The organism is Micromonospora sp. WMMD1128, assembly GCF_027497235.1.
Taxonomy (GTDB): Bacteria; Actinomycetota; Actinomycetes; order Mycobacteriales; family Micromonosporaceae; genus Micromonospora.
The window spans coordinates 6,241,014-6,260,127 of record NZ_CP114902.1 but is presented as its reverse complement, the minus strand read 5'-3'; the positions used below and the strand labels follow the sequence as shown (position 1 = coordinate 6,260,127).

General features: G+C 73.8%; 17 protein-coding genes. 4 read left to right on the top strand and 13 right to left on the bottom strand.

Features of this window, described 5'->3' with window-relative positions:
* Window positions 1-159 precede the first annotated feature (159 nt).
* The 4 genes from O7602_RS28380 to O7602_RS28365 form a co-directional block, all read right to left on the bottom strand.
* Window positions 160-1,662 carry a N,N-dimethylformamidase beta subunit family domain-containing protein gene (locus tag O7602_RS28380; RefSeq protein ID WP_281585656.1) on the bottom strand — a complete coding sequence of 501 codons (1,503 nt, stop codon included), beginning with the start codon at window positions 1,660-1,662 and terminating at the stop codon, window positions 160-162.
* 72 nt (window positions 1,663-1,734) lie between these two features.
* The gene (locus O7602_RS28375) at window positions 1,735-3,300 is read right to left on the bottom strand and encodes an AMP-binding protein (protein WP_281585655.1); all 1,566 of its coding nucleotides are present in this window, start codon (window positions 3,298-3,300) and stop codon (window positions 1,735-1,737) included.
* 105 nt (window positions 3,301-3,405) lie between these two features.
* Window positions 3,406-4,620 (bottom strand): acyl-CoA dehydrogenase family protein, encoded by a 1,215-nt coding sequence (locus O7602_RS28370; protein WP_281585654.1) that lies wholly within the window; start codon window positions 4,618-4,620, stop codon window positions 3,406-3,408.
* 2 nt (window positions 4,621-4,622) lie between these two features.
* Window positions 4,623-5,075, bottom strand: coding sequence for an SCP2 sterol-binding domain-containing protein (locus O7602_RS28365; protein WP_281585653.1), 453 nt, complete (start codon window positions 5,073-5,075; stop codon window positions 4,623-4,625).
* A 67-nt stretch (window positions 5,076-5,142) separates the two neighbouring features.
* Here O7602_RS28365 and O7602_RS28360 point away from each other — a divergent pair, with 67 nt between their 5' ends.
* Window positions 5,143-5,781, top strand: coding sequence for a TetR/AcrR family transcriptional regulator (locus tag O7602_RS28360; RefSeq protein ID WP_281585652.1), 639 nt, complete (start codon window positions 5,143-5,145; stop codon window positions 5,779-5,781).
* On the opposite strand, the gene O7602_RS28355 is transcribed toward O7602_RS28360, so the two are convergent.
* Window positions 5,756-6,436, bottom strand: coding sequence for a DedA family protein (locus tag O7602_RS28355; RefSeq protein WP_281585651.1), 681 nt, complete (start codon window positions 6,434-6,436; stop codon window positions 5,756-5,758). The genes O7602_RS28360 and O7602_RS28355 overlap by 26 nt on opposite strands.
* 160 nt (window positions 6,437-6,596) lie before the next feature.
* Here O7602_RS28355 and O7602_RS28350 point away from each other — a divergent pair, with 160 nt between their 5' ends.
* Both O7602_RS28350 and O7602_RS28345 read left to right on the top strand, forming a co-directional pair.
* Window positions 6,597-7,739, top strand: coding sequence for a histidine kinase (locus O7602_RS28350; RefSeq protein WP_281585650.1), 1,143 nt, complete (start codon window positions 6,597-6,599; stop codon window positions 7,737-7,739).
* Window positions 7,736-8,497: a response regulator transcription factor gene (locus O7602_RS28345; RefSeq protein ID WP_348651304.1), complete on the top strand. Its 762-nt coding sequence runs from the start codon at window positions 7,736-7,738 to the stop codon at window positions 8,495-8,497. The genes O7602_RS28350 and O7602_RS28345 overlap by 4 nt, the downstream gene beginning before the upstream one ends.
* On the opposite strand, the gene O7602_RS28340 is transcribed toward O7602_RS28345, so the two are convergent.
* The 7 genes from O7602_RS28340 to O7602_RS28310 form a co-directional block, all read right to left on the bottom strand.
* Window positions 8,427-9,044, bottom strand: coding sequence for a DedA family protein (locus tag O7602_RS28340; protein ID WP_281585649.1), 618 nt, complete (start codon window positions 9,042-9,044; stop codon window positions 8,427-8,429). The genes O7602_RS28345 and O7602_RS28340 overlap by 71 nt on opposite strands.
* 25 nt (window positions 9,045-9,069) lie before the next feature.
* A complete protein-coding gene (locus O7602_RS28335; protein ID WP_281585648.1) occupies window positions 9,070-10,332 on the bottom strand; it encodes an adenylosuccinate synthetase in 1,263 nt (420 codons plus the stop codon).
* Entirely contained in the window at window positions 10,329-11,288 is a 960-nt protein-coding gene (locus tag O7602_RS28330) for a hypothetical protein (RefSeq protein ID WP_281585647.1), read from the bottom strand. Before O7602_RS28330 ends, O7602_RS28335 begins: the two co-directional genes overlap by 4 nt.
* A 10-nt stretch (window positions 11,289-11,298) precedes the next feature.
* The gene (locus O7602_RS28325; protein ID WP_281585646.1) at window positions 11,299-11,949 is read right to left on the bottom strand and encodes a serine/threonine protein kinase; all 651 of its coding nucleotides are present in this window, start codon (window positions 11,947-11,949) and stop codon (window positions 11,299-11,301) included.
* Window positions 11,950-12,050: 101 nt separating this feature from the next.
* Window positions 12,051-12,785 carry an NUDIX domain-containing protein gene (locus O7602_RS28320; protein ID WP_281590588.1) on the bottom strand — a complete coding sequence of 245 codons (735 nt, stop codon included), beginning with the start codon at window positions 12,783-12,785 and terminating at the stop codon, window positions 12,051-12,053.
* Between the two features lie 79 nt (window positions 12,786-12,864).
* Window positions 12,865-13,983 (bottom strand): MaoC/PaaZ C-terminal domain-containing protein, encoded by a 1,119-nt coding sequence (locus O7602_RS28315; RefSeq protein WP_281585645.1) that lies wholly within the window; start codon window positions 13,981-13,983, stop codon window positions 12,865-12,867.
* Entirely contained in the window at window positions 13,983-15,338 is a 1,356-nt protein-coding gene (locus O7602_RS28310; RefSeq protein ID WP_281585644.1) for a 3-oxoacyl-ACP reductase, read from the bottom strand. Before O7602_RS28310 ends, O7602_RS28315 begins: the two co-directional genes overlap by 1 nt.
* Window positions 15,339-15,392: 54 nt before the next feature.
* Between O7602_RS28310 and O7602_RS28305 the strand changes: the two genes are divergently transcribed.
* Window positions 15,393-16,685, top strand: coding sequence for an acetyl-CoA C-acetyltransferase (locus O7602_RS28305; RefSeq protein ID WP_281585643.1), 1,293 nt, complete (start codon window positions 15,393-15,395; stop codon window positions 16,683-16,685).
* Window positions 16,686-16,730: 45 nt separating this feature from the next.
* On the opposite strand, the gene O7602_RS28300 is transcribed toward O7602_RS28305, so the two are convergent.
* Complete coding sequence (locus tag O7602_RS28300) at window positions 16,731-19,046, bottom strand: PKD domain-containing protein (RefSeq protein WP_281585642.1); 2,316 nt, start codon at window positions 19,044-19,046, stop codon at window positions 16,731-16,733.
* Between the last annotated feature and the right edge of the window lie 68 nt (window positions 19,047-19,114).

Here is a 19,114-nt window from a genome sequence, read left to right as displayed (position 1 = left end):
CGGCCGGTGGCTGGCGGCGGCCCGAGCTGGACGGCCGGCGGCGGCACGGGCGGACCGGACGGTCCGTGGCCGGCGGCGGCCCGAGCTGGGCGGCTGGGGCTGGGCGGCTCGGGGTGGCCTGAGCGGACCGGACGGCCGGCGGTCGGGAGGGGCGCGGGGTTACGCCGGGGCGGCCCGGTCCCGGCCGATCATCCGGTCGAGCACGTTCGCGGTGGCCCGCTCGATCCGCGGGTCGCGGTGCCCGCGCCGGTTCAGCGCCATGGTCCAGCCGAGCGTGCCGGTCGCGAAGACGACCGCGCCGCCGGGCGTCTCGTACAGGTGGGTGCCCTGGACCCGCCGGCCGCTCTGCCGTATCGGATACGGCGAGGCGCTGAGCAGGACGTCCTCCACGTGGGCCGGGGGTTCGAGCCGCCGGTTGAGGCCGTCCGCCTCGCCGGCCACCACCCGGGGGATCCGGTCTCCGTCGGCCACACCGGTGCCGGCCCACACCCAGTGGTTGGCCGAGCGCACCACGAGCGGCTGCGGGGTCAGCACGATGCCGTTGAACTGCACGCCGATCAGCGCCTGTTCGGGCCGGTCGAGATCACGCCACCGCACCGTCGGGCCGGTGGTGACCTCGGCCGGATCGGACCAGTCCTTGGCGCAGGCGACGAGGCGTTCGGGTCGGCCGTCCGGGGTGTGCGGCATGCGGGCGTGCCAGTAGACGCTGTTGGCGCCGAGGTACGCGAGGCTGGTGCCGTCGGCCCGGGCGGTCTCCGTCGCCCGGCGCATCTCCGCCGACCAGTATTCGTCGTGCCCGCAGAAGACCAGGCCACGGTGCCGGGCCGGGTCGAGCCGGCCGGAGTGCAGGTCGAAGCTGGTGGCGTAGCTGACGTCGTAGTGGTTGCGCTCCAGCCACTGGATCGCGTCCTGGTCGCGGTCGAAGTGGATGGGCAGGCCGGCGTCGGCGTACGGACGGTCGAAGGAGACCGTGCGTGCCCGCAGCGCCGGGTCGCGCCGCCCGTCGGGGGTGTAGCCGTTGTAGAGGCTCGTACCCGAGCGCCGGTCGCGGGGCCACTGGTTGTACGCCTGCCAGGTGGTCACCGGCAGCACCACGCAGAGCGCGGCGGCCCGCAGGTCGTCCCGCACCACGAAGGGGGTGCACGCCCGCCAGCCGGCGGCCGAGGTGAAGACCGCCACGTAAAGGCCGGAGACCCAGCTCTCGGGCACGCGCAGGCGCCAGGACACCGGCCACCGGCAGTCGAGCGCGCCGTTCGCCGGGTCGGCCGGCGGCACCGGCTGCGGCACGCCGTCCAGTTCGGGACTGGAGAGCAGCGTGCGGGCGCCCGCGCCGGCGTACCAGCCGATGCGGTGCACGCTGACGTGGAACCGTCCGGCCGGGTTGACCGCGACGTGGAAGTCGATCGACTCGCCGGGGGCGACGCTCGTCGTCGAGGCGTACCCCTGGATCTGCCGCCGCCGGTCGTCGGCGGCCCGGCCGCCCTGCGAGGGCCACCAGGGCTGGCCGGCCGCGCGGTTCTCCACCTCGACGGGCGGGACGTGCCGCCGGGTCGGCCGGATCTCCCGGTGCTCGCCGAGCACCGGGTCGATCGGGCTGACCGCGGCGACGGACGCGCCGCCGAGGAGGAGGCCGAGCGCGGTGCGTCGGCGGAGTCGGATCACCGTGTAGTTCCCCCGTTTCCCGAAAAACCAGGGGGAAAGTAACAGCGACGTCCGTCCTCTGTGGTCCGCCGATCAGCCGAAGTATCGGCGCAATTCACGACTCAGCACCTTGCCGGTGGCGTTGCGCGGCAGGTACTTGACGAAGATCACATCGCGCGGCACCGAGAACCGGGCCAGGTAGCGCCGGACGTACTCGCGGACCGCCTCCGGGTCGAGCGTCTCGTCCGGGCGCAGCGCCAGGAACGCGGCCAGCCGCTGCCCGTAGTCCGGGTCGGGCACGCCGATCACGGCCACCTCGCGGACCTGCGGCAGCCGGGCGATCAGATCCTCCACCTCGGACGGGAAGACGTTCTCCCCGCCGGAGACGATCATGTCGTCCGCCCGCCCGTCCACGAAGAGCAGGCCGTCGGGGTTCAGCCGGCCGAGGTCACCGGTGTCCAGCAGGCCGTCCCGGCTCTCCCGGCCGGCGCCTGACGTGTAGCCCTCGAAGAGCATCTCGTTGCCCACGAAGATCCGCCCCACCCGGCCGTCCCGGACCGGCTGACCCATCTCGTCCACGATCGCCAGTCGGGTGCCGTGCGGTGGCCGGCCGGCCGTGGTGGGCGCGGCGCGCAGCTCGACCGGCCCGGCGATGGACGCCCAGGAGACCTCGGTCGAGCCGTACAGGTTGTAGAGCACGTCGCCGTAGCGGTCCATGAACGCCGTCGCCAGGTTGCCCGGTAGGGCCGAGCCGCTGACCGCGACCACCTTGAGCGGTGGCCGGGACTGCGGCGGCGCGACCTCCATCAGCCGTTGCAGCATCACCGGTACGGCGAAGAGCGCGTCGCACGGCTGCCCGGCCAGCGCGGCGAGCGTGGTGGCCGGGTCGAAGCGGCGGTGCAGGACAACCGTGGCGCGCAACGCGAACGAGACCTGGAGGGCGGCGTACCCCCAGGTGTGGAAGATGGGCGCGGCGATCATCACGACGTCGCGCGCGTGGAGCGGGATCCGGTCGATGATGGACACCAGCGGGCCGAAGCCGTGCGGGGTCGGGCGGCGGGCGCCCTTGGGCGTGCCGGTGGTGCCGGAGGTCAGCACGATGGTCCGGCCGTCCCGCTCCGGCGGCTGGAGCTGATCGCCGGGCGCCGCGCCGGCGATCAGCTCCTCGTGCCGCCGTTCGTCGACCCGGGCCAGCCCGGCCGGGAGACCGAGGACACGGTCGGCGAACTCGGTGTCGTGCACCAGCGCCCGCAGGTCCTGCTCCTGGGCGACGGTGACCAACTGCGCCGCGGAGAGGCCGGTGTTGACCAGGACGGCGTCCGCGCCGAGCAGCATCGTCGCGACGATCGCCTCGACCAGCCCGTGGTGGTTGCGGCAGAGCAGACCCACCCGGTCCCCGGCCCGTACGCCGAGGGCGGCCCGCAGGGAACGGGCCAGCCGCTCCGACCGGTCGAGGAGTTCCTGGTACGTCAGCGCGGCGCCGTGCTCGTCCACCACGGCGACCCGGCCGGGGTCACGGGCGGCGGCCTGGCGCAGCTCCCCGGCGAGGCTCCAGCCCCAACGGCGCAGCGCGTTCAGTTGCGAGGCCACCCGGATCGGGTGGCCCGGGGTGAGCAGACCGCGTCGGGTCAGCGTGGTGACGATGAACGGCAGGTCCACGGCGCAGCCTCCTTCGCGTACGTGGCTCCCGGTGGTGAAGCGGCCGGCCCGGCCCGCGACGGTGCCCGGCACGGCGTGCCGTCGCGGGCCGGTCTCCGGCGGTGATCAGCGGATCTGCATCCCGGAGATCGCCCGGGAGATGACCAGCCGCTGGATCTCGGAGGTGCCCTCGAAGATGGTGTAGATCTTGGCGTCCCGGTACCACCGCTCGACCGGGTGGTCGCGCAGGAAGCCCGCCCCGCCGAGGAGCTGGACCGCCCGGTCGGTCACCGAGACCGCCACCTCGCCGGCCTTCAGCTTGGACATCGAACCCTCGCCGGCGGTGAACGGCCGGTTGTTGCGGCCCATCCAGGAGGCCCGCCACACCAGCAGCCGGGCGGCGTCGATCTCCATCTTCATGTCGGCGAGCGCGAACGCGACCGCCTGGTTCTCGATGATCGGCCGCCCGAACTGCACCCGCTCCTTGGCGTAGTCGAGCGCGTACTCGTAGGCGGCGCGGGCCACCCCGAGCGCCTGCGCGCCGACCGTCGGGCGGGACAGCTCGAACGTGCGCATCGCCGCCTGGCCGGAGGCGCGTTGACCGGTGCGGGCCCGGGCCAGCCGCTCGTCGAGGGCGTCCTTGCCCCCGAGCAGGCAGCGGCCCGGCACCCGGACGTCGTCGAGGAAGACGTCGGCGGTGTGCGAGGCGCGCAGCCCCAGCTTGCGCAGCTTGCGGGTGGCGGCGAGGCCGGGGGTGCCCGGCGGTACGACGAACGCGGCCTGCCCGCGCGAACCCAGCTCGGGTTCGACCGAGGCGGTGACCACGTGCACCCCGGCGATGCCGCCGTTGGTGGCGTACGCCTTCTGCCCGTTGAGCACCCACTCGTCGGCGGCCTGGTCGTAGACGGCGCGGGTCCGCATCGACCCGACGTCGGAGCCGGCCTCCGGCTCGGTGGTGCAGAACGCGGCGACGGCCGGGGAGTCGGCGTCGCCGAAGCACTGCGGCACCCACTCGACGAGTTGGTCCGGGGTGCCGGCGCCGTAGATCCCGGCCACCGCGAGGGCGGTGCCGAAGATGCTCAGGCCGATGCCGGCGTCGCCCCAGAAGAGTTCCTCGCTGGCGATCGGCAGGGAGAGGCCGGTGGGGTCGGCCCAGCAGGTGGCGAGGAACTCGAACCCGTACAGGCCGACCTTCGCCGCCTCCTGGATGACCGGCCAGGGAGTCTCCTCCCGGGCGTCCCACTCGGCGGCGGCCGGGCGCACGACCTCGGCGGCGAAGCCGTGCACCCAGTCGCGAAGGTCCCGCTGTTCCTCGTTCAGGTCAAGCGAGAACTCGGCCACGGTCAGGCCTTGGGCATGTCGAACAGGTTGGCGATGTTGGCGGCCAGGCCCAGGTCGCCCTTGGCCTTCAGCTTGCCGGTCATGAACATCATCACCGGGTTGGCGCCGCCGGTGACGATCTTCAGGAATTCGACCGGACCCATGGTGAGGCTGAGCTTCGGGTCGCGGGTCGGGGTCTCCAGAACGGTGCAGGTGCCGTTCTCGATGATGATCTCGTAGGTGTCGGTGCCGCCGTCCGGCCGGCCGGTGATGTTCCAGTGGATGACCGCGTTCGTGGCGCCGGCGCGGTCGGCGCGGAACAGCGTGGGCATCCGGCTGAAGACCTCGCTGAGGATCTTGCCGCGCATCTCACCGGACATGATCTCGGCGATCTTGTCGTCCGGGGTGGACTTGACCAGCTGCGCGAACTCCTTCGGGCCGACGTTCGCGAAGGTGGCCGGGTCGAAGTCAGTCATGGGGAAGGCACCTCTCGACTTGGTTACTCTGGCGTAACCCTACGCACGAGTAGGTATGCTTGCAAGGGTGTCCAGCACACCGGCGTTCAAGCGCCTGCCCCGCGCCGTACGCGAGCAGCAGATGCTCGACGCGGCGGTCAAGGTCTTCTCCCGTCGGGGCTTCCACGCCGCCAGCATGGACGAGATCGCCGACGACGCCGGCATCTCCAAGCCGATGGTCTACGCCTACCTCGGCACCAAGGAAGAGCTCTTCATCGCCTGCCTGCACCGCGAGGGCACCCGGATGATGGAGGCCATCGCCGGGGCCGCCGCCCCCGACCTGCCCGCCGACGAGCGGCTCTGGCGCGGGCTGCGCGCGTTCTTCGGTTTCGTCGGCGAGCACCGGGACGGCTGGGCGGTGCTCTACCGGCAGGCCCGCGGCTCCCAGCCGTTCGCCGGCGAACTCGCCACCATGCGCGGCCGGCTGGTCGAGGTGGTCGCCGGGATGCTCGACCACGCGCTGCGCACCTCCGGCCGCGAGGTCGGCGCGACCGACCTGGAAGTGGTCGCGTACGCGCTCGTCGGCGCCAGCGAGTCGCTCGCCGACTGGCTGGCCGACCACCCGGAAGCCGACGCGGAGAAGACCGCCACCCGGATGATGAACGTCGCCTGGCTCGGCGCCGACCAGCTCCTGCGCGGCGTCACCTATCACCCCGCTGGGGGGTAAGGAGGGGCCCCTTCTTAACGCTTTCGGTAGAGGCGGGGGCCCCTTTTAACAACCGCGCCGACCGGCGGCGGCTCCGTGACCAGCGCACCACCTCCACCACCAGGGTCACGGTGAGGGCCAGCCCCAGCCCGAACAGCAGGCCGCGGATCGGATCCTGCTCGAAGGCGAGCCCGCCGAGATAGCCGACCGACGCCGAGTAGGTGCCCCAGGTGGCGGCGGCCAGCGCGTCGAAGGCGAGGAACCGCCGGCGGGGGAACCGGGTCGCGCCCATGGTGAGGGTCACGGCGGTCCGGCCGCCCGGCACGTACCGGGCCACGGTGAGGATGAGGCCACCGCGTACCGCGATGCCCCGCCGGGCCCGGTCCACCGCGATCCACCGCCGGCTGTCCCGGGGCAGGCGATCCAGCAGCCGCGCGCCGCCGTGCCGGCCGATCGCGTACGAGACGTGGTCGCCGACAAGCGCGCCGAGCGCGGCCACGCCGATCACCAGCGGCAGGTCGGGCTGGCCGGTGGCGGCGAACACGCCGGCGGTGATGACGGCGGTCTCGCTCGGTACGACGGGGAAGAACCCGTCCACCACGGCGATGGTGAACAGCGCCAGATAGACCCAGGGCGAGGAGATCGTGTCGTGGAACAGGTCGAGGACGGCATCCATGACGTCGATGCTGGTGCCGCCGGCGCTCGGCGGAATCTGTCGTCGGTCGGCCGCGAGGGTCCACTTTCGTCGCGCCGTACCCCGAAGTGGTCTCGGGGTCGGCACCCAACCCTCCCCGAGCCCGGTCCCGTCGCGGACCGGTCCGGCCTAGGCTCGCGGGGTGACCACCTGGAGGGGTGCCGTACGGCGCGTCGAGCCGCACCTTCCGGTGCTGCTGGCCCTGACGGTGGCCGCCGTGACCTGGGCCTCGGCGACCGGCGGGCTCGGCGTCCGCGCGCCGCTGCCGGGGGTGGTGGTCCTCCTGGTCGCGCTGGCCACGGGCGCCGCGGTGCTCGCGTCACGTCCCTGGGTGCTACCCGCCGTGGCCGCCGCGAGCTGGCTGCTCCTGGCCGCCTGGGCGCCCGTCGTGGTCGCCTCCTGGCGTGCCGGCGTCGGCCTGCGGGGTCGGCCGCTCGCCGCGTACCTGCTCGGGACGGTTCCCGTCATGCTCGCGTCCGTGGCGGTCGGCGGCGCGATGGGCGGCGAACGCCGCCTGGTCGTCGCCACCCCGGGCAACGCGGTGCTGTTCTACGCCTGGTTGGTGATCGCCCCGGCGGTGGCCGGGCTCTGGATCGGGGCCCGCCGGGACGCCCTGGCCGCCCTGCGGGACCGGGCCGACCGGCTGGAGCGCGAGCAGGAGGCGCAGGCCGAGCGGGTACGCGTCGAGGAACGGGCGCGGATCGCGCGGGAGATGCACGACGTCGTGGCGCACCGGGTCTCGCTCATGGTGGTGCACGCGGGCGCGCTGGAGGTGACCACCGCCGATCCGGCGACCGTCGAGGCGGCGGCGTTGATCCGGTCCACCGGCCGGGCCGCCCTGACCGACCTGCGCGAGGTGCTCAGCGTGCTGCGCCAGGGGCCCCCGCTGCCGTCTCCCGGCTGGGACGCGGTCGACGACCTGGTCCGCGAGTCGCGCGCCACCGGACTGCGGGTGAGCCGGGCGGACGAGGGTACGCCCGGGCCGGTGCCGGGCGCGGTGGCCCGGACCGTGCACCGGGTGGTCCAGGAAGGGCTGACCAACGTGCGGAAACATGCCCCGGACGCGGCGGTCGACGTGCGCCTGCGGCACCTGGCCGACCGGATCGAGGTCGCCGTCCGCAACGATCCGTCCGACCGTCCCGGCCCGGTCCTGCCCGGTGCCGGGCTGGGCCTGGTCGGCCTGCGGGAACGGGTCGAGTTGACCGGTGGGCGGCTGACGGCCGGGCCGACCCCGGCCGGGGGGTTCCTGCTGTGCGCGCTGGTGCCGGTCGGGGAGCCGACGTGATCCGGGTGGTGATCGTGGACGACGAGCAGCTCATCCGGGCCGGGCTGCGACTGATCCTGGAGGCCGCGCCGGACATCGCCGTGGTCGGCGAGGCCGCCGACGGGGCCGAGGGGGTGACGGTCGCCGAGCGGCTGCGGCCCAACGTGGTGCTGCTGGACGTCCGCATGCCCGGCGTCGGTGGGCTGGCCGCGGCCCCGGCGATCGTGGCCGTCGGGCCGAAGGTGGTCATGTTGACCACCTTCGACCTGGACGAGTACGTGCACGAGGCACTCCGCGCCGGGGCGGTCGGCTTCCTGCTCAAGGACACCCCGCCCCGGGAACTCGCGGACGCCGTCCGGACGGTCGCCGCCGGCAACGCCATGCTCGCGCCGACGGTCACCAGGCGGTTGATCAGCTCCTTCGCCGAGCGGGGTCCGGCGCGGCGGGAGGCCGCCCGGCAGCGGCTGGCCCAGCTCACCGAACGGGAGGCGGTGATCGTCCGGGAGGTGGCCCGGGGGGACGGGAACGCCGAGGTGGCCCGCCGGGTCGGTGCCAGCGAGGCGACCGTGAAGACGCATGTGAGCCGCGCGTTGGCCAAGCTCGGCGTGGCCAACCGGGTGCAGCTCGCCATCCTGGTCCACGACGCCGACCTGCTGGAGGATCCGGTCAGCGACGGGTGGCGGCCCGGCGGCGGGCCCGGCGGGCAGGTCAGCGACGGGTCGCGGCCCGGCGGCGGACCCGGCGGCGGGCCCAGCGGGCGGCCTCGAACAGCCCGGTGAGCGCCAGCGAGATGCCGACGCCGGCGAGCAGCCCGGTGAGCGGGTTGTGCTCGAAGGCCAAGCCGCCGAAGTAGCCGAGCAGACCGCAGTAGGTTCCCCAGGTGCCGCAGGCCAGCGCGTCGTAGGCCAGGAACGAGCGCGGCGGGTAGCGCACCGCGCCCATGGTGAGCGTGACCGCGGTCCGGCCGCCGGGGACGTACCGGGCGGTGGTCAGGATCATCCCGCCGCGCCGGTCGACCGCCCGGCGGGCCCAGTCGGAACTCGCCCGCCGCCGGCTGTCCGCCGGTAGGCGGGCCAGCCGGTGCGCACCGCCGCCGCGACCGATGGCGTACGAGACGTGGTCGCCGATCAGCGCGCCGAGCGCGGCGGTCACGATCACCGCCACCAGGTTCGGCTCGCCGCCGGCCGCGAAGACGCCCGCGGTGATCACCACGGTCTCACCCGGCACCGCCGGGAAGAACGCGTCGACCGCCGTGGCCGCGACGATCACCAGGTACACCCACGGTGAGGTCACCGTGTGGTGCAGCAGGTCGAGCACGTCCCCCATGCCTCCCATGCTCGACGGTGGGGTGTTAGGCGGGGGCCCTTCCTATACAAAAAGCGTTAACAAGGGCCCCCGCCTTCGCTTCAGCGGTGGGGCCGTGCGACGTCAGCAGCACGGGGGCGCCGAGCGCCTCCTCGACTACCGCCGGCCAGTCGGCCGGCGCCTCGTCGAGCACCGGGCGCGCCCGCATCAGCCGCGCGGTGAGCGCCGCCTGCCGGTCCAGGTCACCGGGGCGGCCGGGGACGAGCCGGTCGGGGCCGTCGGCGTAGCGGCGGCAGATCCGCAGGGCCGGGCCGGCCAGGTCGAGGTGGGTCAGGGCCAGCCCGTCCACGCCGTCGGCCACCGCAAGCGCGTACCTGTGGGCGACGGCGTCGAAGTGCCCGAACCGGAACCGGCCCTGCCAGGCGTTCGTCGGGTTGCGCGGGTCGGTGAACGGCAGCGCCGGGTCCTCGGTGACGAGCGGCCCGGGGCCGTGCCGGGTGGTGGTCACCCGCAGCACCCCGAGCCGCTGGGCGGCCCCGGCCATCCCGGCCTCGGCGAGCAGCGCCTCGGCGTTGGCGAACGTCGTGGTGCTCCACGTCGTGTACGGGTGGAAGCCGTGCCACTCGTCGAGCAGCACCCCCTGCGCCCCCTCGAAGACACAGGTGCCGGCACGCAGCGCCCCGGCCAGCCAGGTCCGGTCGACGATCGCCACCCGGTCGGCGAAGGCGGCGTACGCGGGCAGGCAGTCGGCGACCGGCGGCGCGTCGAGCGGCCCGAGTTCGGCGGTGAGCCGGTCGCGCAGCGCGGCGAGCCGGCGGCGCAGCACCGCCGGCTCGCGGCAGTCGGCCACCCGGGGCGCCTCGTCGGGGTGGGCGAGGCCGTACGCGACGGCCTCGCCCACCCCCAGCCCGCAGGAGCCGTGCCGGTCGGCTCCCCGGGCGATCTCCCGGGCCCGGTTGGCCGCCCGGTGGTACGGGGTGGCCAGCAGCGCCTCCCCGTCCACGGTCAACCGGTCGAGCGCGTCGGGCACCCCGACCGCCGCGAGGTGGTCGGCCTCGGCGGCCAGCGCCAGCGGGTCCACCACCACGTGCCGGGCCAGGTGCGTCCGTACGCCGGGGCGGAACGTCCCGGCCCCGAACTGCGCGAACGTGTGCGCCCGCCCGTCGCGCAGCACGACGTTGTGCGCCGCCTGCGCGCCCCCGTTGAAGCGCACCACCGTGTGCACCGGCCGGGTGGCGCAGAGCAGGTCGACGACCGTGCCCTTGCCGGCGTCGCCGTAGCCGAGGTCGACCACCATCACGTGGTTCACAGCCGGGTGACCCCGCCCTCGCCGTCGGTCGGGGTGAACGGCAGCGCCGCCACCGCGCGCCGGTCGCCGCCGAGCCGGGCGAGCGCCTGGGAGACGGTACGGGTGGCGGTCGAGCCGGTCCGGTTCAGGTCGTCCAGGCCGGTGTCCAGGTCGATGGCCTGTTCGCCGAGGCCGACGATGAGCGCGATGGTCTCGCAGACCGCGTCCAGGTCGTCCAACTCGACCGCGTTCTGCCCGAGCAGCCCGCGCCAGAAGTCGAGCACCTTACGGTTGCCGGCGTGGGCGGCGCCGGCGGGGAGCAGGTGGTAGGTGTCCCAGCGGGCGGTCACCTCGTCGACGACCTGCCGGATCGGCAGGTCCTCGACCCGGCGGTCGCCGATCAGCTTGGCCACCTCCCGCCCCTTCACCCGGGGGTAGGCCAGCTCGTCGCCGATGACGAACAGGTAGCCGCGCCGGCCCCGCTTCGCCCAGCTGTCGGTGACCGTGTGCCGGGCTATGAAGTACAGCGCCAGCTCGTACGACTCCATCATCTGGCCGCCCCCGCCGCCTTCCAGCACGATCCGGCCGAGGTCGTCGTCCATCCGGTTGTCGGACTCGAACTGCCCGATCTGCAACGGCACCCGGTCGCAGGTGGCGTCGCCGATCGCGCCGAACATGACCTGCGGGTCGCGGGCGTACCCCTGGCGGAGCAGCAGGCCGAGCAGTTGCGGCAGCTTGCCCTGGAGCACCCGGGGCACGTGGCCCATCGAGCCGGTGACGTCGAAGAGCACCGCGATCGGCGTCGACTGCGGGTGTTCGGCGGAGTCGCGGCTCTCCCGCGTCGCGCCGCGCGGGTCGAGCGCGGGGTGCACGGTCCGCGCCCCGCTGTCACTGTAGGAGAAGGCGCTCCGGCCGGTCTTGCGCCGGTAGCTGTCGGCCGCGTCGTACACGTCGGTGGACCAGATTCCGCTGCCCATGGCAGCCTCCCTAGGGGTTGAGGGTGAAGGGTCGGAAGGTGCGTGGCCCGTAGAGCCGGTCCAGCACCTCGTCGAGTTCGCGGAGCAGCCGCCAGGCGTCGTCCGGCCGGGCGGACAGCGCGGGTTGCCGGCAGCCGGCGGCGAAGGCGCGCAGCTCACGCGGCGCGCGGTCGGCCATCAGCCAGGTCAGGCAGCGGGCGGCAAGCGCGATGTCGGTGCCCGGGCCGCAGGGCCGCTTTCCGGTGACCTCCGGCGGATACCAGTCGGCCATGTCGGTCACGAGCGCCGGCACCAGCCCGCCCGGCTCGGTGGCGAAGCACCAGTCGACGAGCACCAGGCCGTGCGCGTCCGGCTCGATCAGCACGTTCCGGGGTAGCACCGCGCCGTGCACCACCCCGGCCCGGTGGGCGAGGCCGAGCGCGACGAGCAGCCGCCGCCACATCCAGGCCGCGTCGCGCGGGTCCACCCCATCGGGGTACGCCCGGCGCACGTCCTCCAGGCTGTGCAGCCCCGGCACCGTCTCCAGCACGTTGACGATCAGTTCCGCACCGGTCGCCGGGTCGCGCACCGGATAGGAGTCGACCAGTCGGGGCACGTACGCGAGGTGCCGCGGGTCCCCGCGCTCGGCGATCCGTCGCAGGGCACGCGCCTCCCGGCGCATCAGATCGTTGTCGCTCGGGTGCCGTGGTGCCTTGAGCTGCCGGTGATAAGCGGGGCCCCCGCCTATACCGGAGGCGTTAAGCGGGGCCCCCGCCTTGCACCTCATCGGAGGAGGGCGGGGTGGAGGAGGTGGGCGGCGGCAGCGCGGTAGAGCTTGGCGCGGGGGCCGCCCCGGGCGCCGCCGCGTTCGGTGCTGGCGCCGGTGGCCTCCACGAAGCCGGGCACGGAGAGCACCTTGCGGTGGAAGTTGCCGGCGTGCAGCGGCTGACCCCAGACCGTCTCGTAGACCGCCCGCAGCTCGGTGATGGTGAACTCGGGCGCGAGGAAGCGGGTGGCGAGCGGGGTGTATTCCAGTTTGGACCGGGCCCGTTCCAGCCCGTCGTCGATGATCCATCCGTGGTCGAAGGCGAGCTGCCGGCTGCCCAGCGCGGTGACCGGTAGCCAGGCCGCGTCGGCGGCGTCGGTGTCGGCGACCGGGTCGGGCAGGTCGGGGGCGAACGCCAGGTGGGCGATCGAGACCACCCGCATGCGCGGGTCGCGGTCCGGCGTGCCGTAGCTGCCGAGCTGTTCCAGGTGCACCCGGCGCAGCCGCTCGCCGCCGAGCCCGGTCTCCTCGGCCAGCTCGCGCCGGGCGCCGTCGGACAGGTCCTCGTCCGGTCGGACGAAGCCGCCGGGCAGGGCCCAGTGCCCCGCGTAGGGAGGTGCGCCCCGGCGGATCAGCAGCAGGTGCAGCGCGCCCTCGCGGATGGTCAGGGCGACCACGTCGACGGTGACCGCGACCGCCGGGTAGTCCCGGGGGTCGTATCCGGCGAGGAAGTCCTGCTCGTTCACGACGATTACCTTCTCATCTTGAGAACAACTCAATCTGAGAACAACTTAACGCACGAGAGAGGGGACCGCAAGGTCCCCTCTCTCCTCAGCGGACGGTGCCGACCAGGTGGGGTCGTCCGTCCCGGGCGCCGTGCAGCCCGAAGTCCCAGCCCTCGCCGGAGCGTGACGCGCTGAAGGCCACCGTGGACGGCAGCGGCACCGGCAGCTTGAACGCCACGTCCACGGTGTAGACGTCGGGCAGCCGGGCATCGAGCGCGGCCAGGCAGCGGGCCTTGCTCCACATGCCGTGCGCGATCGGGCGCGGGAAGCCGAACAGCCGCGCGCCGAGCTTCGAGGTGTGGATCGGGTTGTGGTCGCCGGAGACCCGGGCGTAGTCCGAACCCACCCGGGGCGTCACCCGCCATTGCGCCGAGGGGGCCGGCGGCGCGGGGCGGTCACCCCGGTCGCGCCGCGGACCGCCGCCGGCCGCGCGCTCCTTCCCGAGGTACGTCGACACGCCCCGCCACACCTCCTCGCCGCCGACCGAGCCGACGAGCACCACGTCGAGCTGCCGGCCCCGTTCGTGCGGGCGCAGGTTCTCCGCGTACGTCCGGAAGTCGACGACCTCGTCGGCCCGCACCGGCCGGCGCACGGTGATCCGGTTGGCCACGTGCACCACGCCGGTGAGCGGGATCGGGAAGTCGGCGGCGGTCATCAGCCGCAGCGACAGCGGAAACCCGAGCACGTGCAGGTAGGTCGCCGGCAGCCGGTCGGCCAGCCGGAACCCGCACACCCGGTCGTAGTCGGCCAGATGCCCCGGGTCCACCGTCACCCCCGCGACGCCCAGCTCGACGGCCGGCAGCTCCCGCCCCCGCCGCCGCCCCGTCCCGGGCAGCACCCCCAGCATGGCCCGCCGGTAGAGCGCCCCCGCCGCAGGCAACCGCTCCAGCTCCACCCGCTTCCGCCCACCCGGCTCCCCACTCGGTTGATCATGAAGTTGGCGGTCCTGTGGATCTCCGGAAGTGCCGTCAACTTCATGATCGTCGGAGCGGGGTGGGGTCAGTGCGGCGGTTTGGGCAGTCGACAGGTCCTGGGTCTCCTCGACCGGGGGTGGCGGGGTGCCGCGCGCGGCCAGGGCCGCCCGGGCCGAGGTGAGGTCCTGGGTGGGGCCCTCGATCAGGTCGTGCAGGGTGAGATCGTCGGGATCGTGGTCGCGGGTGGCCATTACGCCCCCAGCAGGCTCTGGCCGCAGACGCGGACCACGTTGCCGCTGACCGCGCCGGTCGCCGGCCAGGAGAGCCAGCCGATCGTCTCGGCCACGTCCACCGGCAGGCCGCCCTGGGCCATGCTGTTCATCCGCCGGCCCGCCTCCCGGATGGTCAACGGGATGCGCGCGGTCAGCCGGGTCTCGATGAACCCGGGCGCGACCGCGTTCAGGCTGATCCCGCGCTCGCGCAGCACCGGGCTGAGCGAGTCGACCAGGCCGATCACGCCGGCCTTGCTCGTCGCGTAGTTGGTCTGCCCCCGGTTGCCGGCGATCCCGGCGATCGAGGAGACCGAGACGATCCGGCCACCGGCCGGGATCAGGTCGCGCTCCAGCAGCACGTCGTTGATCCGCTCCTGGCTGGACAGGTTCACGTCGATCACCGAGTCCCACCGGTCGGCGTCCATCCGGCCCAGCGTCCTGTCCCGGGTGATGCCGGCGTTGTGCACCACCACGTCGACCCGGCCGTGCCGGGACGCCAGGTGCTCGGCCAGCCGGGTCGGCGCGTCCGGCGCGGTCAGGTCGAGCTGCACTGCGCTGCCGCCGATGTCGTTGACGACCGTGGCCAGCTCGTCCCCGGCCGCCGGGACGTCGAGCGCCACCACCTGCGCGCCGTCGCGGGCGAGCACCGTGGCCAGCGCCGCGCCGATCCCCCGGGCCGCGCCGGTGACGAGCACGACCTGACCGTCGAGCGGCCGGTCCCAGTCGGCCGGCGCGACGGCGGTGCCGGCGCCGACCCGGACGACCTGGCCCGAGACGTACGCGGAGCGGCCGGAGAGCAGGAACCGCAGGGTGGACTCCAGGCTCACCGGCGTGCCGGCGTCCCCGTCGCGGGTGACGTACACCAGCTGGGCGGTGACGCCGCGACCGAACTCCTTGCCGATGCTGCGGGTCAACCCCTCGCACGCGCGCTGGGCGGTGGCCTCCCGGGGCGAGCCGCACTCGGCCGGCGGCGTACCGAGCACGATCACCCGCCCGCTGGGCAGCAACGACCGGGCGTGCGGGTGGAAGAAGTCGTACAGCTGGCGCAGCCCGGTGGAGTCGGTGACGCCGCTGGCGTCGTACACCAGGGCGGCGAACCGGCTGTCGGCGGTGGTGGCGGCCGGGTCGGCCAGCTCGACCCCGGCGGCGGTCAGGATCTTGCCGGCCGGCCCGGCGAGCCGGCCGCCGGTGGCGGCGCCGAGCAGGACCGGCCCGGGGACGAGCGGGTCGCCAGGCGTGTGCCGGCGCAGTCGGGGCGGGTCGGGCAGGCCGAGGCGCTTGACCAGCGCACGACCGGCCCCCGTCTGGACGAAGCTCGCGTACCTGTCGGTCATAGGCGTAGCCTACTGGCGAGTAGGGTTGGGGCAACAGCTTCGAGGAGGCCGATCGTGCAGAGTGTCCGGCGGGTCGCGGTGATCGGCGGCAACCGCATCCCCTTTGCCCGGTCCAACTCGCGTTACGCGCACGCGTCGAACGCCGACATGCTCGGCGCGGCGCTCGACGGGCTGGTCGCCCGGTTCGGGCTCGCCGGCGAGCGGCTCGGCGAGGTGGTGGCCGGCGCGGTGCTCAAGCACTCCCGGGACTTCAACCTCACCCGCGAGGTGGTGCTCGGCTCCCGGCTCGACCCGCACACCCCGGCGTACGACGTCCAGCAGGCGTGCGGCACCGGCCTGGAAGCCGCCATCCTGGTCGCCAACAAGATCGCCCTCGGGCAGATCGACGCCGGCGTCGCCGGTGGCGTCGACACCACCTCCGACGCGCCGCTCGCCGTCAACGAGGACATGCGCCGCACGTTGATCCAGCTCAACTCCGCCCGCACGCTCGGCGAGCGGCTCCGGCTGGCCGCGAAACTGCGCCCGCACCAGCCGTTCAAGCCGGAGATCCCGCGCAACGCCGAGCCGCGTACCGGGCTGTCGATGGGTGACCACGCCGCGGTCACCGCGCTGCGCTGGAACGTCGACCGGGCCGCCCAGGACGAGCTGGCGCTCCGCTCGCACCAGCGGCTCGCCGCCGCGTACGAGCAGGGGTTCTTCGACGACCTGATGACCCCCTACCTGGGGCTGACCCGCGACCAGAACCTCCGGCCGGACACCACGCTGGAGAAGCTCGGCTCGCTCAAGCCGGTCTTCGGCACCACGGGCCCGGACGCCGAGCGGGCCACCATGACCGCGGGCAACTCCTCACCGCTCACCGACGGCGCGTCCACCGTGCTGCTCGCCTCGGAGGAGTGGGCGCGGGCGCACAACCTGCCGGTGCTCGCCTGGTTCTCCTGGTCCGAGACGGCCGCCGTCGACTTCGTGCACGGCGACGAGGGGCTGCTGATGGCCCCCGCGTACGCGGTGCCCCGGATGCTGGCCCGGGCCGGGCTCAAGCTCCCGGACTTCGACTACTACGAGATCCACGAGGCGTTCGCCTCGCAGGTGCTGGCCACCCTCGCCGCCTGGGAGTCGCCGGAGTTCTGCGCGGAGCGGCTGGGCCTGGACGCGCCGCTCGGGTCCATCGACCGGGACAAGCTCAACGTCAACGGCTCGTCGCTCGCCGCCGGGCACCCGTTCGCCGCCACCGGCGGGCGGATCGTCGCCACGCTCGCCAAGCTGCTCGACCGCAAGGGGAGCGGGCGCGGGCTGATCTCCATCTGCGCAGCCGGCGGGCAGGGCGTGACCGCGATCCTGGAACGCTGAGACGGGCGACGCCCGCCCGGCGTGGTGCCGGGCGGGCGTCCCGCTCTAGCCGCCGAGGGTGAACTTCTCCCACGCGCCGATCGTGGTGCGGTCGGCGATCAGTGGCTTGTTGCCGCCGCTGTCGGCGGTGACGTAGCGGCTGTTGACAGTCGCCTTGAGGCTTGTGGTGCCGTCGGCGTTGCGGGTGAGGGTGAAGCCCTCCCAGGCGCCGGCGCTGGTGCGATTGGCGATCAGCGGCTTGTTGCCCGCGCTGTCCGCGCTGACGACCAGCCGGTTGGCCCACGCCAGCAGCGCCACCTTGCCGCTGCCGAGGTCGAGCACGTCGAACCGCTGCGCGGTGCCCGCGCTGGTGGCGCTGGCGATCAGCGGCTTGACGCCGGCGCTGTCGGCGGTGACGAAGCGGCCGTTGGCACCCGCCTTGAGGGTCCGGCCCGCGTTGGCGACGTCCACCCGGTAGAACTTCTGGTCCGTGCCGATGGCCCTGCCGTCGGCGATGAGCGCGACGGTCGGGTTGGCGGTCGCCGTCACGTACCGGCCGCTGGACACCGACCGCAGGCTGACGCTGCCGTCCGCGTTGCGGATCAGCGTGAACCTCTCGGTGTCGCCGACCAGCACCGTCTGGTAGGTGAGCGCGGCCACGCCCGCCGTGTCGGCGGTCAGGTAACGGCCAGCCGCGCGGACGAACAGGGCGACCGTGCCGTTGCCGGCGTCGGCCAGGTCGAACTGCGCGGTCGCGCCGAGGTCGGGCCGGTTCGCGGCGAGTGTCGGCCACGACGGCGGGCTGTTGCCCGGGGAGACGTAGCTCAGCGAGGAGAACGCGAGCAGGCCGACGGTGCCGCTGCGGGCCAGCACGCTCACCTGCTCGGTGGCGTCGTCCTTCCGGCCGTCCGTGCCGGTCGCCCGCACCGAGACGGAGTACGTGTTCCGGGCGGCGTACCGGTGCGTGGCCACCGGTGTGTCCTGGGTGACGGACGTGCCGTCGCCGAAGTCGAACCGGTAGCTCGCGATCGGCACGACGCCCGGCACGCTTGTCGAGGCGTCGACGGTGACCGAGCCGGTGTCGAGATCCGGCGCGAGGGTGAACCGGGCGTCCGGGCCGCGGACCGTCTCGATCGCGCCCCGGTCGGCCCAGGGCACCGGGCCGGCGCCGGTGTTCGGCACCGCCGGGTCGTCCACCCGCGCGGTGCCGTTCCGGTCGGTCGCCGGGTAGCCCGGTGCGGCCGAGTTGGCCGAGTCGTGGCCACCCGTCGGGCCGGGGGTGTCCAGGTCGTGTGCGCCCTGCCCGGTCGCGCCCCGGAACGTGGACAGACTCATCAGGGTGCCGTTCCACTCGTAGATTGACGCGGATCCGGAGCGGTAGAGGTCCGCGAGGTTGTAGTCGACCACCGTGTCGGCGGTGGCGCCGTCCGCGACGGCGATTCGTGCGTTCGGGCCGCCGGCACAGCTGAAGTCGCGGCTCTGGACGAGGTAGTTGTTCTGCACCGAGACACCGCTCGAGTCGCCGTCGACGCGGACGCCGCCGAGGCAGCGGTCCGTGATCGTGTTGTTCGTGATCGCGGTGCCAGTGGCGCCGGCGTTGTGGACGCCGTAACCGGTTCCCACGCCGATCTGGTTGTTCGCCACGGTCGTCCCGCGCGCCCCGGGGCCGATGCTGACCGCAGCGCCGGTGAAGCGGTCGATGGAACCGTTGACGATCGTGTTGTCGGAGCCCTCGACCCGGATTCCCACGCTCTGGGCGAGGGGGTCGTTCGGGGTCCCGATGACGCCGACCGACGACAGGCGTACGCCGGATGTGGCACCGTCCAGCAGCACGCTCATGGACGGTAGGCCGCCGGAGACGAAGGAGCGGCTGATGATCGAGTCGGTGACGCCGGAGAAGCGCACCGCCGGCCCGGTCGAGCTACCGGTCACGGTGAAACCGGCGTCCTCGACCACGATGCGGCTGGAGTCGCGGACGTCGAGCGCCGGGTTCTCGACCGCGCCGGGGACGTCGATCCGCTGGATCCTGATGTCGTGCCGGCCGTCGATGGTGATCCCGGCGGTCGGACCGGTGAGCTGGGCGCTCGTGGAGGTGCGGAAGACGATGGGCGCGTCGGGCGTGCCGGATCGGGTGATGGTGACGTGCTCCGGGTAGACGCCTCCACTTATCTCTACGGTCTGGCCCGGCGAGACCGCCGACGCCGCGGCGTTGATCGAGCAGAACGGCTGGTCGAAGCTGCCAGGGCCGGTGTCCGAGCAGGTCGGCACCGTGCGCCGGACGTAGAGCGGGTTGTCGTCGGCGGCCTGTGCGGTGCCGGTGGGAACGAGGGAGACGCCGGTCAACGCGGTCGCGGTGAGCCCGGCCAGGAAGGTTCTTCGCATCGGGATCCTCGATGGAGGAGTGGGACGCCCGGATCGGGCTGGTGGAGATCATTCCTGGCCTACCCCGC

Coding starts and splice junctions, on each gene's coding strand:
- O7602_RS28310 (WP_281585644.1), bottom strand. CDS start 15,338: ATGACCGACAGGTACGCGAGCTTCGTCCAGACGGGGGCCGGTCGTGCG.
- O7602_RS28340 (WP_281585649.1), bottom strand. CDS start 9,044: ATGGGGGACGTGCTCGACCTGCTGCACCACACGGTGACCTCACCGTGG.
- O7602_RS28355 (WP_281585651.1), bottom strand. CDS start 6,436: ATGGATGCCGTCCTCGACCTGTTCCACGACACGATCTCCTCGCCCTGG.
- O7602_RS28365 (WP_281585653.1), bottom strand. CDS start 5,075: ATGACTGACTTCGACCCGGCCACCTTCGCGAACGTCGGCCCGAAGGAG.
- O7602_RS28315 (WP_281585645.1), bottom strand. CDS start 13,983: ATGGCCACCCGCGACCACGATCCCGACGATCTCACCCTGCACGACCTG.
- O7602_RS28330 (WP_281585647.1), bottom strand. CDS start 11,288: ATGGGCAGCGGAATCTGGTCCACCGACGTGTACGACGCGGCCGACAGC.
- O7602_RS28300 (WP_281585642.1), bottom strand. CDS start 19,046: ATGCGAAGAACCTTCCTGGCCGGGCTCACCGCGACCGCGTTGACCGGC.
- O7602_RS28325 (WP_281585646.1), bottom strand. CDS start 11,949: ATGCGCCGGGAGGCGCGTGCCCTGCGACGGATCGCCGAGCGCGGGGAC.